The sequence below is a fragment of the Nocardioides albertanoniae genome, from assembly GCF_006716315.1.
Lineage (GTDB): Bacteria > Actinomycetota > Actinomycetes > Propionibacteriales > Nocardioidaceae > Nocardioides > Nocardioides albertanoniae.
Genome location: NZ_VFOV01000001.1, coordinates 999,540 through 1,012,102 on the forward strand (window position 1 = coordinate 999,540; position 12,563 = coordinate 1,012,102).

The window sequence follows — 12,563 nt, forward strand, 5'->3', positions numbered from 1 at the left end:
AGCTCAGGGCGTGAGGTCGTCGAGCGACTCGGCGTCGACGATGCGGTACGCGTAGCCCTGCTCGGCCAGGAAGCGTTGGCGGTTCTGGGCGAAGTCGGCGTCGATGGTGTCGCGGGAGACGATCGTGTAGAAGTGCGCGGTCTTGTTGCCGTCGCCGGGGCGAAGCAGGCGGCCGAGGCGCTGGGCCTCCTCCTGCCGCGACCCGAAGGAGCCGGAGACCTGGATCGCGACCTCCGCGGAGGGGAGGTCGATGGAGAAGTTGGCGACCTTGGAGACGACGAGGAGGTCGAGCTCGCCGGAGCGGAAGGCGTCGAAGAGCCGCTGGCGCTCCTTGACCGTCGTCTTGCCCTCGATGACGGGAGCGCCGAGCGAGTCGGCGATCTCGTCGAGCTGGTCGAGATACTGGCCGATCACGAGGGTCGGCTTGCCCGCGTGAGCCCCGACGATCTCCTTGACGACGTCGATCTTGTGGTGCGTGCACGAGGCGATCCGATAGCGCTCGTCGGGCTCTGCGGTGGCGTAGACGAGACGCTCGTCGGTCGGCAGGGTCACCCGCACCTCGACACAGTCGGCCGGTGCGATCCAACCCTGCGCCTCGATGTCCTTCCAGGGGGCGTCGTAGCGCTTGGGCCCGATCAGTGAGAACACGTCACCCTCGCGCCCGTCCTCGCGCACCAGCGTGGCGGTCAGGCCGAGTCGGCGCCGCGCCTGGAGGTCGGCGGTCATCCGGAAGATCGGGGCAGGGAGGAGGTGCACCTCGTCGTAGACGACGAGGCCCCAGTCGCGGGCGTCGAGCAGCTCGAGGTGGGGGTAGGTGCCCTTCCGTCGCGTGGTCAGCACCTGGTAGGTGGCGATCGTGACCGGGCGGATCTCCTTGACGCTGCCCGAGTATTCGCCGATCTCGTCCGGAGTCAGTGAGGTGCGGCGTACGAGCTCGTCCTTCCACTGCCGTGCGGAGACGGTGTTGGTGACGAGGATCAACGTCGTCGCCTGCGCCTCGGCCATGGCGGCCGCCCCGACGAGCGTCTTACCGGCGCCACAGGGGAGCACGACGACCCCGGAGCCGCCGTGCCAGAACGACTCGACCGCCTCGGCCTGATAGGGCCGCAACGTCCAGTCGGTGGTGTCGAGCGCGATCGAGTGGGCCTCGCCGTCGACGTAGCCGGCGAAGTCCTCGGCCGGCCAGCCGAGCTTGAGCAGCGCCTGCTTGAGGTTGCCCCGCTCGGAGGGGTGGACCGCGACGGTGTCGTCGTCGAGGCGTTCGCCGAGCATCCCGGCGACCTTCTTGGCGCGCACGACCTCCTCGAGCACCGCGCGGTCGGAGGAGACCAGCATCAGCCCGTTGGCCGGGTTCTTCTCCAGCCGCAGCCGGCCGTAGCGGGCCATCGTCTCGGCGACATCGACCAGAAGGGAGTGCGGCACCGGGTAGCGGGAGAACTCCAGCAGCGTGTCGACCACCTGCTCGGCATCGTGCCCGGCAGCGCGAGCGTTCCACAGCCCCAGAGGTGTGAGCCGGTAGGTGTGGATGTGCTCCGGTGACCGCTCGAGCTCGGCGAACGGCGCGATCGCCTTGCGGCACTCACCCGCCCGGGCATGGTCGATCTCGAGCAGCAGCGTCTTGTCCGACTGGACGATCAGGGGGCCGTCGTTCACCGCACCAGCCTACGGCTGCGAGGGTCGTACGCTCCGAACTCGGGAGAGCGCGAAGGTGCGCAGGTCGTCGCCGACCCGCGCCTCGAGGAAGCCGCCGTCGACGCCCAACGGCTCCACGCGTGCCTCGCCGCCCACCCCGCGGCCGTCGACGTAGGAGAGCACCACCGGCTCACCGGCGTCGATGGCCTCGTGGAGGATCGCCATGGTCGTGGCCGGCTCGGCCGGCCTCGGCCGGGAGTCGGCCACCTCGTCGCCAGCCTTGATCTTCGTCGCGACCGCGCGCGCCCGGGCCGTCACCTGCGCCTCGTCGGCCGCGGGCGTACGCCGCGCGCGAGCCTTGGCGCGCTTGGCGTCGGGCCGCGCGACATGGACCGAGCCGTCGGGAGCCTCCACGACCGGCGCGAGCCCGAGCTCGCGCAGCCGGGGGAGGAGCGAGTCGAGGGCGACGGTGCTGACCACCACGGTCGGCGCGAGCCGTCGCAGCCCGAGCGAGTCGGCCGCCGGGTGGGCCAGCAGCTCGGCGAGCGCGGTCTCGTCGTCGCTGCGCAGATAGGCGGCAGCGAACCCGACCCGCACGGTGCCGAAGGTGCGGGCCGTGTCATCGACCAGGTAGGTCAGCGCCTGCGGCACCGGTGTGCGGGAGGCGACCGCGAGGAAGGCATGGATCTCGGCGGCGGTCCAGCCACGGTCCATCGCGCGGCGCACCGACTCCTTGGTGAACCGGTAGACCGTCGCTCCGCCGTGCGACTCCACGGTCGCGACCACGGCGAGCGTGCGCCCGAGGGTGGGTTCGAGCGGCCCGGGGGCGACCGCGGTCAGGTCGCCCTGCAGCAGCACATGGTCGACGGGTGCCGGCAGCAGCTCGGCCAGCACCGCCACAGCGTCCTCGCCGGCGAGCAGCGTCCGCCCGTAGGTAGCCAGCCCGCCGAAGGCGCCCAGCCCGAGCGTCTCCGCCTCGCTGAGCGCCCAGGCCACCAGCGACTCGCGCGACTCGGTGCGGGTGCGCGGGCGTCGAGGCCGCTCCCAGGAGAGCCTGGCCACGACGGCCGCGGGTCCGGTGCCCGCGGCGAGCACCTCTCCTGCGGGCAGGTCGGCGAGCAGGCCGAGGGTGAGTCTCCGCGTCTCGGCGACCGTGGCCCCGGCCATCTCGGGAGCGAGCGCGTTCCACGTCTTCCCGGCGACATCTCGCTCGCCGACCAGCCCGGGGATGCGTGGTGTCGCCAGCCAGGCACCGGCCACGTGGGCCCATCGCGATGCCATCGGCTGCTGCAGCCACTGGTCGAAGAGGTCGGTCGGCATCCAGCACGGGTCGCCCTCCTCGTCGGCGCTCTGGGCGAGCAGCCCCGAGGCCCAGGCGACCTCGACCAGCAGCGCCGCGACAGACTCGGAGACATGGAGCCGCTCGGCGCTCGCCCTCAGGTCACGCACCGTCAGGCCGGCCCCGCCGCGCAACGTCCGAGGAGGTGTGGACCCCCAGGCGTCGTGGAGGAGCTCGAGGTTGCGCACGACCTCGAAGGCGGCTCCCGCGGCAGCGCGGTCGACCAGCGAGGAAGCGCGCTCGGAGGTCGGCAGCGGCGGCGCGACGTCAGCGGCTGCCCGCGTGGTCACCCCGCCCCGCAGGGCGAGTCCCACCTCGCCGGGAAGGGTCAGCATCTCCCCGCCCGACGGAGATGCGATCAACAGGCCGTGCGCGATCAGCTCCTCGGCCGGCCCGGCGGCCTCGGCCACCGAGATGTCCGTGCGCGCGCGGGCGGAGGAGGCCTGCCCGCCGCCGGCGTCGACGGCCTCCAACATGGCCCTGGCCTCGGGCGATACGGCCGCCAGGCGGCGTACGGCATCGTCGTGGTCACCGGTGAACGGTTGCAGCCCCGAGCCCCCGCCGGAGCGGCCCAGCAGGGCCGAGACCCCGGTCACCGCGCGGAGGCCTCCGAGGGAGTGCCAGACCAGGCAGCGTGCCTCCAGATGAGAAAGTGCCCGTGTCGAAGCGTCGACTTCAGCGTTCACCATGGAAGATAGGTGGGCTTTGGTGGTTTGATTCGCCAGGACAACGGCATCAAGCACGACCAGTTCGAGATGGTTAAGGTCATCCAGAGCGTGCTGCAAAGATGTGCGGGTGGCTGCTCGGGCGGCGAGTTGGCTGGAGTCATGAGGGGACGGCGTGGCGAGATCAGGACGAGCAAGAAGCAGGTGCGAGATGCGCTCTGTGGACCAAGAGCGCAATTGGTCTGCCAGTGAGCGGAAGCCTGTGTCCATCGGCATCACGCTATCCCGGCAGACCTAGGGAGCGAGATGTCCAGGAAAGTAGTGATCGCGCACGGGTCGGCCACCGACGTCGGCCAGGTGCGCAAGGTCAACGAGGACTCCCACGTGGCCGAGCCACCGGTCTTCGTCGTAGCCGACGGCATGGGCGGCCACGACGGTGGTGACATCGCCAGCGAGATGGTGATCCAGGAGTTCGCCAAGCTCGGCGGCGCCCATTACGAGTCCGAGGCCGGCAGCCAGGCGATGGTCGAAGCGCTCCAGGCCGCCCAGGACCGCATCGTGGCCTTCGCGCTCGAGCAGCGCTCGCGCGGATCCGCCGAATACCAGTCCGGCACGACGTGCGCCGCGGCCCTGATCGCCGACGGCGGCAGCAGCCCGCTGTGGGTGCTCCTCAACGTCGGCGACTCGCGCATCTACCGATACTTCGACGGTACGTTGAGTCAGCTCAGCCGCGACCACAGCCTGGTCCAGGAGCTGGTCGACGCCGGCCAGATCACGCCCGAGGAGGCCGAGCGCCACCCGGAGCGCAACGTCGTGACCAGGGCCTTGGGCGGGATGGCACCTGCCGTTCCCGACATCTTCCAGGTGACGCTTCCCGTCGGCGCGCGGTTGATGCTGTGCTCGGACGGCGTGAGCGGAATGATCTCGGATTCTGAGATCTCCGACATCTTGGCCTCGGAGTCGACCGATGCGCGCGACACCGCCGAGAAGCTCGTCGCCGCAGCGGTCGAGGCAGGCGGGCGTGACAACGCCACCGCAATCGTGGTCGATGTGATGGGATTGACCGAGGAGAACCCGTATGACTCGGAGCAACAAAGGGTGAGTATGGAGCAGAAGCTAGGAGTGCTGCCATGAGTGAGCGTCAGCCGACAACCATCGCAAGCACGTCCTATACGCCGGGCACGTGGTTCGGCATCATCGGTGAGAGCGCCACGGTGCTGCTCCCGCCTTCGGAGAAGGGCCGCGCGGGTGCCCTCTGGGCGCTCGTCGACGACGGTGCCGGGTTCGACGAGGTGCTCGACGCGCTCGTCGCGACCGGGCTCAGCTCGTTGCCCGGTTTCGTCCTCATCTCTGGAGACGTGACACCGGAGGGCGGCAGCGTACGCACGGTCGTCCGCGGTCCTTCGGTGGTCTCCTTCGAGGCCGGTGAGGGGGCGGTCGAGGTCGACGGCTCGACGTCGAAGACGTGGGTCGAGCGCACGCTCGACGGTGTGACCCGGATGTCGGTCTCGTTGGGCGAGGAGGGCGCGACCGGTGAGCCGATGACAGCCCTGGGCGGGCTGCTGCGCGTCTCGGGGCTCGAGGTCCCGCCGCTCGCCCCGGAGTCCAACCACGACGACTCGCCCGAGAGCCGCGCCGGTTTCGTCGGCTCCCGGGTCGCGGTCGAAGAGGGCAACGAGGAGAGCGTCGAGCCGGCCGCGGCCGTCGCCGACCCGCTCTCCGACCCGTTGCCCGAGCACAACTACGACGACTCCGCCGAGCGCGACGGCGTCGACGAGGCCGTCGCTGAGGAGCAGCCGGTCGAGGAGGAGTCGTCCGCGGCGCCGTCGCTGTCGGTCGTGCCCCCGATCCCGGTCTCCGGCGATCAGTCTGACGGCGACTCTGAGTCGGGCTACGACTCCGATGATGACGCTGCCCTCGGCCAGGAGCCCGACTCGGACGAGCCGATCTCGGTGAGCCGCGGCGAGGAGTCCGGCGATGCCTTGGCGCCGCGCCACGACGACCTGACCGAGCACACCGAGTCCTTCGAGCTCCCCGGTGCTTCGGAGCAGTCCGACGAGCAGGCCCCCGACGCGGGCTCGCACGGCTATGAGGACGACTACGCCAGCGACGAGCACGCCGCTGCGGTGGCGTCGTCCTTCGGGCCGCCCGCGGTCTCCCCGGACCCGCTCTCCGACGGTGACGCCGGTGCGGACGACGAGACGGAGGTCCTTCAGGCCGTCGACGAGAAGACCTTCGACGACCAAGGCTATGACGACCAGGGCTATGACAGCCGGTCGTTCGAGGCGTCGGACGACGAGCCCGGCCACGAGCAGCCGGAGTCGGCCGCTGCGCCCGAGTTCGGTCCGCCGCCGGTGCCGCCCCCGCCGCCGCTGACCCCTCCGCCGCCGCCGATCGACGGGCCGCCCGCGGCCTTCGCCGACGCGGACGTCGAGTCGCAGGCCGACGTGCCCGCTGGGGGCGACGCCGAGGCCGAGGCTGCACCAGAGGGCGATCACGTCTCGGACGGCGAGCCGCTCGACGGGCCGATGGTCGACGGCCCGCCCCTGGACGGCCCGCCGCTGGACGGTCCGCCCGCCGAGGGTCCGCCGCTCGCTGGCCCGCCGCTGGACGGTCCGCCGGCCGAGTCGTCGGTGGGTGACATCCCGCCGGCCCCGCCCGCGCCACCGGCCCCGGGTGCGTTCCCGTTCCCGCCGGCGCCGCCCGCCCCGCCCTCGGCGCCTCCGGCGCCGGAGGCGCCCGAGGAGCAGTCCTGGGAGGAGCCCAACCCCGACGAGGACGACCACGACGGTCTGACCCGCATCGGTGTCGGTGAAGACCTCAACGCCGGCCTCGCCGGGATCCCCGGCCAGCCCGAGGCCCCGAAGGTGACCGCCTACCCGGTTGCGCGTCTGGAGTTCTCCAGCGGCGACCGCGTCGAGGTCGACCGGGTCGTGCTGGTGGGCCGTGCGCCCGAGGCGAGCCGGTTCACGCCCACCGAGCAGCCGATGCTGGTGACCGTGCCGAGCCCGCACCAGGAGATCTCCTCGACCCACTGTGAGATCCGGCCGGGTGCCGGGGTCGACCACGGTGCTGCGGTGGTCACCGACCTCGGCTCGACCAACGGCACCGTGCTGGTCCAGCCCGGGCTCGGCCCGGAGGACCTCCGCCCCGGCGTACCCGTCCAGCTCATGCCCGGTGCTGTCATCGACCTCGGTGACAGTCTGACAATCCGGGTGACCAACCCGTGATCCACCAGCATCTGCTGATGCCGCCGCCTCCGTGTTCGCTCTGTGCCACGGGGGCGGCGGCATGAGTGCTGCCGGCATCCAGGGCCCGGTGGTCGAGGCTGCGATCGCGGAGCCGGACCGCCGGTTCTACGCGTTCGCGATCGACAGGGTGATCGCCTGGGCGATCTTCGCCGCGGCGGCGTTCGTCGCCTGGCTGGTCTTCTTCCGCAACGGCAGCCCGCTGCCCGGGGTCGCGCTGGTTCTCGGTGTCGTGCTGGTGGTCTGGCTGGTCGGTGCCGTGCTGACCGGCTCCGGTGGCAAGACCCCCGGGAAGGTGGCGCTCGGTCTCCGTGTGGTCAGCGACGACGCGGGATCCGGGGGTGGCCCCATCGGCGTCGGAAAGGCGTTCGTACGCCAGGGCCTGCTCGGGCTGTGCACCATCCCGACGCTCGGCATCGGCACCGCCACCTTCGCCTGGGTCGCGGCCATGGACGACCGTGGTCGCCGTCAGGGCTGGCACGACCGTCGCGCGGGCTCCGTCGTCGTCGACGTACGTCCGCCGGTCGTCGTCGAGGCAGAGGAGGAGGCTCCGGCGCCGCGTCGCATCGTCAACCTGACCACCATGCGTCTGAAGCAGGCCGAGGCCGCACCGGAGCGGTCGGCCAGGCCGGAGACCCCTGCGGCTCCGACCCAGACCGTGCCGGCGCAGAAGGCCCCGACCCAGGACCCGTCGGCCCCGGTCGTCCAGTTCCAGGGCGACCCGGCCGACCAGGCTCGGATCGATCAGGCTCGGGCGGCCGCGGCCGCCCAGGACGCCCCGACTCAGGTCGGGCCGACTCCCGCCGCTCGCCAGACCCCGGCCGCGCCGGTGCCGACGCCTCCGGCTCCGGCGGCTCCTCCGGCTCCTCCGGCTCCTGCGCAGCCTGCCGCTCCGCCGCCCCCGCCGACGACCGCACCTCCCGCGGCGACGGCTCGCTGGAAGGTCACCTTCGACACGGGGCAGAGCTTCGTCGTCGAGGGCCTCGCCATCGTCGGCCGCGGCCCGGAGCCGCGTCCGGGCGAGGAGGTCTCCCACCGGGTTGCCCTTCCCTCCAGCGACATGTCCCTGTCGAAGACCCACGCCCAGTTCCAGGTCGCTGCCGACGGCAGCCTCGTGGTCATGGACCGCGGCTCCACCAACGGCAGCACCCTGATCCGCAAGGGCGCCGCCAGGGCCCTCGGTGCCCGCCGCCCGGCGGCGCTGATCGACGGCGACAAGGTCAAGTTCGGCGACCGCACCATGGACGTCGTGCGCGAGGCCTGAGCGCCGAGAAGTCACCCCTGCAGGCCGAGAAGTCACGCTCGTGACTTCTCGGCCTGCGTGCGTGACTTCTCGGCGCTCAGTCGACGTTGTCGAAGGTCGCGGGGCGATGCTCGAGACCGAAGCGGTCGGTCGGCCAGAAGACGGCTGCGACACGGCCGACGACGTCGGAGACCGGCACGTACGCGCTCGAGCAGGTCTCCTTGATCGCGGGGTCGGTCGACCTCTGACGCTTCGGGCTGCACAGGTGGAAGGAGGAGTCGGCGGAGTTGGCGCGGTTGTCACCCATCACGAAGAGCCGACCCTTCGGGACGACCGCCTTCCAGCCCTTGCAGCCGCCCGCGAGATAGGCGCCGTTGTCCTGGGTCATCGGCCCGTCGCAGTGGTCGGTCGGGGCGATGAACGAGGTCTCGTCGAGAGCGGTGCCGTTGACGAGGATGCGCCCCGAGTCGCAGCACTCGACGGTGTCGCCGCCGACGCCGATGACCCGTTTCACGAGGTGGTCGCCGCTGGGGTAGAGCCCGATCTTCGAGAGCGCGGCCCGAAAGCCGGAGGGTGAGGGTGGGATCTGGTTGGCGAAGATCCAGTCACCGGGATCGGCGAAGACGACCACGTCGCCGCGCTCGGGGGAGCCGCCCAGCCAGTAGGAGGGTTTCTCGACCAGCACCCGGTCGTTGATCGCGAGACCGGGCTCCATCGACCCGGACGGGATGTAGAACGCCTGCACCAGGAAGGTCTTGATGAAGATGGCCAGCAGCACCGCCGTGACCGCGATGATCACGATCTCGCCGAGCGAGCGCAGGAATCCCCTGGACCCCTGGCCCGACCCGGCTGCCGGCTCCTCGTTCATGGCCCCCATGCATCCGGACCCTACCCGCGAGCCGTCGAAATTCAGGGTCGCGCCCGGCCGCCGACCGCTAGGTTGACACCACTCGGGATGCCGTTCACGTGATGACAAGAGAGTCCGATGACCCAGATCGCCGAACCGACCGCCCGAGACCTTGCCAGGAAGCGCCCGTGGTGGATCTGGGTCGCTCTCGCGGTCGTCCTCCTCCTCGCTGTCGCGGCAGCAGTCGTCGGTGGATCGGGCATCTCGCGCGCCCTCGCCGCCGAGGAGGACGCTCGTCAGGCGGAGTCGGTCGCCGAGGCGCTGCCGGAGACGTACGCCGTGGCCTCCTCCCTGCTCTCCGAGCGCGACGGCCGGCTGGCCGGCGTGCCTCCCGTCGTGATGCGTCCTCTGCAGGAGGCGACCGATGTGACGATCAAGGCCTGGCTGAGCGCGGCGCGGGCGATCGACACCGACGGCGACGAGGAGCTCGGGCGTCAGGTCGCTGACATCCGCGGCGAGCTGAACGGGATCGACGACCTGCGCGAGCAGCTCCGGAAGAAGGCTACCCGGTCGGAGGCGGCCCGGCGATACACCGATCTGACCACCAGCCTGTTCGGCCTCCCGGCGCGGATGCCGTCGCTCGGCGAGGAAGCCGACGACACGCGGAGCAAGGCGCTCGCCGACCTCGGCGCGGCCTGGGTCGCCCTCGGCCAGGAGCGGAGCATCATGGCTGCCCTCGTGCCGCAGGAGATGGCTGCGGGGCCCACCCAGCCATCGCGAGCCGGTGATCGAGAGCTGGCCGCGCTGGCCGAGGCCGAAGCCACGTGGCGTACGTCCCTGGGCGACTTCTACGCGCACACCTCCGACGAGCAGCGTCACGCCCTCGACCAGCTCACCGACGGGACGGCCGAGGAGGGCGCCGTCGGCACACCTGCTCAGCAGGCGGTCGGCGAGGTCATCGACGGCGGCCTCGGAAAGGTCGCCGCGACCCCGGGGAGCTACTTCTCCTCGGTCTTGGACCTGACCCTGGGGCTGCAGCGGATATCGGCCGGGTCCGCCGAGGAGGTGAGCGCCGATGCCGCTCAGATCCGACAGGACGCGAGCACCACCGCACTGATGATCGTCATCGGTGTCGTCTGCGTCGTCGTGGTGCTGCTCGTGGTCGCGCTGGTGCTGCTCGTGCTCGGCATCGTCCTGAGTCGCCGCCGGGTGTGATCGGCCCCGATACGCTCGACGCGTGTCTCCAGAACTCGCCCGTCGTCTCGAGGCTCTCGAGCACGATCTCGAGGTGCGGGGAAGTGTCTTGGTCGCCTATTCGGGCGGTGCCGACAGCGCCTTCCTCCTCGCCGCCGCCACCAGGGTCCTGACCAGCGACAACGTGGCTGCCGCGACCGGCTACTCGCACAGTCTCCCGGTCTCCGAGAGGGACCCGGCCGCGGAGCTGGCGCAGAGCCTCGGCGTACGCCTCATCACCCCGCGCACCCACGAGATCGAGCGGGAGGGCTACCGCGCCAACGGCACCGACCGCTGCTTCTTCTGCAAGGCCGAGCTGCTCGACACCCTGACCCCGCTGGCCCGCGAGCTCGGTCTCGCCCACGTGGCCACCGGCACCAACGCCGACGACGCCGTCGAAGGTCTCGGTGGGCTGCGGCCGGGCATCCGCGCGGCCGCCGAGCGCGGCGCGATCACCCCGCTCAAGGACGCCGGCCTCACCAAGGCCCAGATCCGCGAGGCCTCGCGGATCTGGGGCCTGCCCACCTGGGACAAGCCGGCCGCCGCCTGCCTCTCCAGCCGCATCGCCTACGGCCTCGAGGTCACCCCGCGTCGGCTGGCGCGCGTCGAGCGCGCCGAGCGCGACCTTCGCAGCGTCCTGGCCACCCACGGACACGACGCCGCCAAGCTCGACCTGCGCGTGCGCGACCACGGGGAGAAGGCCACCGTGGAGCTGTCGGCTAGCCTCCTGCCTCTCGACCCCCACGAAGCTGATGAGGTGCTCACGACCGTGACCGACGCAGGATTCACCGACGCGGTGATCGATCCGAAGGGCTTCCGCTCCGGATCCATGAACGAACCGCGATCGAGGCAGGCGCCCCGGTGATCGACTTCTGGCACACGATCACCGCGACCCAAGCCGTGCCCGAAGCGCCCTGGCTGATCGGTGCCGGGCTCGTCGCCCTGGCGCTGGTCGTGTGGCGTACGTCGTGGCGCACCGTACGCCTCGGGGTCACCGTCGTCCACGAGGCGGGCCACGCGGTGGTGGCCGTGCTGGTGGGCCGGCGCCTGTCGGGCATCAAGCTCCACTCCGACACCTCGGGGGTCACGCTCTCGCGCGGCAAGCCGAGCGGCCCCGGGATGGTGGCGATGCTCGCCGCCGGCTACCTCGCGCCCGCGCTGCTCGGTCTGCTCAGCGCCACGCTCCTCGCCGCCGGTCACGCCCTCGGGCTGCTGTGGCTCCTGGTGGCGGCGATGCTCGTGCTCCTGCTGTGGGTGCGCAACGGCTACGGCCTCGTCGTGCTGCTGGTGCTCGGGGCGGCGCTGGGCGCGATCAGCTGGTACGGCGACGACCGGATCCAGACCGTCGCCGCCACCCTGGTCACCTGGCTGCTCCTGCTCGCCTCGCCGAGGCCGCTCCTGGAACTCCTCGGCCGAGGAGCGCGTGGGCGCCGCGGATCCGACCCCGACCAGCTCGCCGGGCTGACCGGCATCCCGTCGGTGATGTGGATCCTGGGCCTGCTGGTGGTCAACCTCGCCGGGCTCGTCGTGGGTGTCACCACGCTCGTGCCGACGCTGTCCGACCTGGTCTGACCGGTTCCGAGCGCGATCTGCCTACAGCTCGAACTCGTCGGCGATCTGACGCAGCGCGGGGGAGACCTTCTGACCCAGCTCTCGCGTGGGCGGGCGACCCTTGGCGTAGCCGTCGCGGATGTCGTCGAGGAGCTTGATGACGTTCTCGACGATCAGCTCCATCTCCTCGGGGTTGCGGCGCTTGGCCGCACGCTGACGGCCGGAGACGGAAGGCGTGCGCTCCAGCACGGTCACCGAGAGCGCCTGCTCGCCGCGGCGGCCCTGGGCGATGCCGAACTCCACCCGGGTGCCGGCCTTCAGGGTCTTGGCAACGCCCTCGGGGAGCGCGTCGGCGTGGACGTAGACGTCCGGGCCGTCGTCCTGCGACAGAAACCCGAAGCCCTTCTCGGCGTCGAACCACTTAACCTTGCCAGTAGGCACGGCAGCTTGCCCCTTCCTCGCGCAACAGCGCTCCACAACGTACGTCGGCCGGCGACTGTGACGGCTGACGCGGGAGAGCCTAGCCCTCGGCGCCTACAGGCGCGCGAGGTATTCCCCTTCGGACCGCCCGGCAGGACCCCGCAGTCGGGCCGCTCAGCACGGTGTCTGTGGCCGGACGGCTGGTCCCCGACTCGGCCGGGGCCGTATACTCCGGCTACCCCTCAGTAGATTTGCAAATGATTTCGCACACCATTGGTAATCGAGACCAGTTATGACGTAGGTTTACGTCGCCAAAGACTGCAGACAGGCACGCCCCGAGTGCCGGCAGACTTCGCGGCGGGGGATTGGGTGTGCGCCACAGACG

At 71.3% G+C, this 12,563-nt stretch carries 10 protein-coding genes; 6 read left to right on the forward strand and 4 right to left on the reverse strand.

What is annotated here, in order from left to right; translation table 11 throughout:
* Positions 1 to 3: 3 nt before the first annotated feature.
* Both FB381_RS04775 and FB381_RS04780 read right to left on the reverse strand, forming a co-directional pair.
* Entirely contained in the window at positions 4 to 1,653 is a 1,650-nt protein-coding gene (locus FB381_RS04775) for a DNA repair helicase XPB (protein ID WP_141779229.1), read from the reverse strand.
* Positions 1,654 to 1,662: 9 nt separating this feature from the next.
* Positions 1,663 to 3,912, reverse strand: coding sequence for a helicase-associated domain-containing protein (locus FB381_RS04780; protein WP_425465439.1), 2,250 nt, complete (start codon positions 3,910 to 3,912; stop codon positions 1,663 to 1,665).
* A 30-nt stretch (positions 3,913 to 3,942) separates the two neighbouring features.
* Here FB381_RS04780 and FB381_RS04785 point away from each other — a divergent pair, with 30 nt between their 5' ends.
* The 3 genes from FB381_RS04785 (at position 3,943) to FB381_RS04795 (ending at position 8,148) form a co-directional block, all read left to right on the forward strand.
* Positions 3,943 to 4,770, forward strand: coding sequence for a PP2C family protein-serine/threonine phosphatase (locus FB381_RS04785; RefSeq protein ID WP_141779231.1), 828 nt, complete (start codon positions 3,943 to 3,945; stop codon positions 4,768 to 4,770).
* Positions 4,767 to 6,866 carry an FHA domain-containing protein gene (locus FB381_RS04790; protein WP_141779232.1) on the forward strand — a complete coding sequence of 700 codons (2,100 nt, stop codon included), beginning with the start codon at positions 4,767 to 4,769 and terminating at the stop codon, positions 6,864 to 6,866. Before FB381_RS04785 ends, FB381_RS04790 begins: the two co-directional genes overlap by 4 nt.
* Before the next feature lie 61 nt (positions 6,867 to 6,927).
* Positions 6,928 to 8,148: an RDD family protein gene (locus FB381_RS04795; protein WP_141779233.1), complete on the forward strand. Its 1,221-nt coding sequence runs from the start codon at positions 6,928 to 6,930 to the stop codon at positions 8,146 to 8,148.
* Between the two features lie 76 nt (positions 8,149 to 8,224).
* Here the strand turns inward: FB381_RS04795 and lepB are convergent, their stop codons facing one another.
* Positions 8,225 to 9,004 (reverse strand): signal peptidase I, encoded by a 780-nt coding sequence (gene lepB, locus FB381_RS04800; protein ID WP_141779234.1) that lies wholly within the window; start codon positions 9,002 to 9,004, stop codon positions 8,225 to 8,227.
* A 108-nt stretch (positions 9,005 to 9,112) separates the two neighbouring features.
* Here lepB and FB381_RS04805 point away from each other — a divergent pair, with 108 nt between their 5' ends.
* From FB381_RS04805 to FB381_RS04815, 3 genes are read left to right on the forward strand one after another with little or no spacing between them, the layout of a single operon-like run.
* Positions 9,113 to 10,189: a nitrate- and nitrite sensing domain-containing protein gene (locus FB381_RS04805; RefSeq protein WP_141779235.1), complete on the forward strand. Its 1,077-nt coding sequence runs from the start codon at positions 9,113 to 9,115 to the stop codon at positions 10,187 to 10,189.
* 22 nt (positions 10,190 to 10,211) lie between these two features.
* The gene (gene larE / locus FB381_RS04810; protein ID WP_141779236.1) at positions 10,212 to 11,072 is read left to right on the forward strand and encodes an ATP-dependent sacrificial sulfur transferase LarE; all 861 of its coding nucleotides are present in this window, start codon (positions 10,212 to 10,214) and stop codon (positions 11,070 to 11,072) included.
* A complete protein-coding gene (locus FB381_RS04815) occupies positions 11,069 to 11,779 on the forward strand; it encodes a M50 family metallopeptidase (protein ID WP_141779237.1) in 711 nt (236 codons plus the stop codon). Before larE ends, FB381_RS04815 begins: the two co-directional genes overlap by 4 nt.
* 21 nt (positions 11,780 to 11,800) lie before the next feature.
* Here FB381_RS04815 and FB381_RS04820 read toward each other — a convergent pair whose 3' ends face one another.
* Positions 11,801 to 12,199, reverse strand: coding sequence for a cold-shock protein (locus FB381_RS04820; protein ID WP_141779238.1), 399 nt, complete (start codon positions 12,197 to 12,199; stop codon positions 11,801 to 11,803).
* Positions 12,200 to 12,563: the final 364 nt, after the last annotated feature.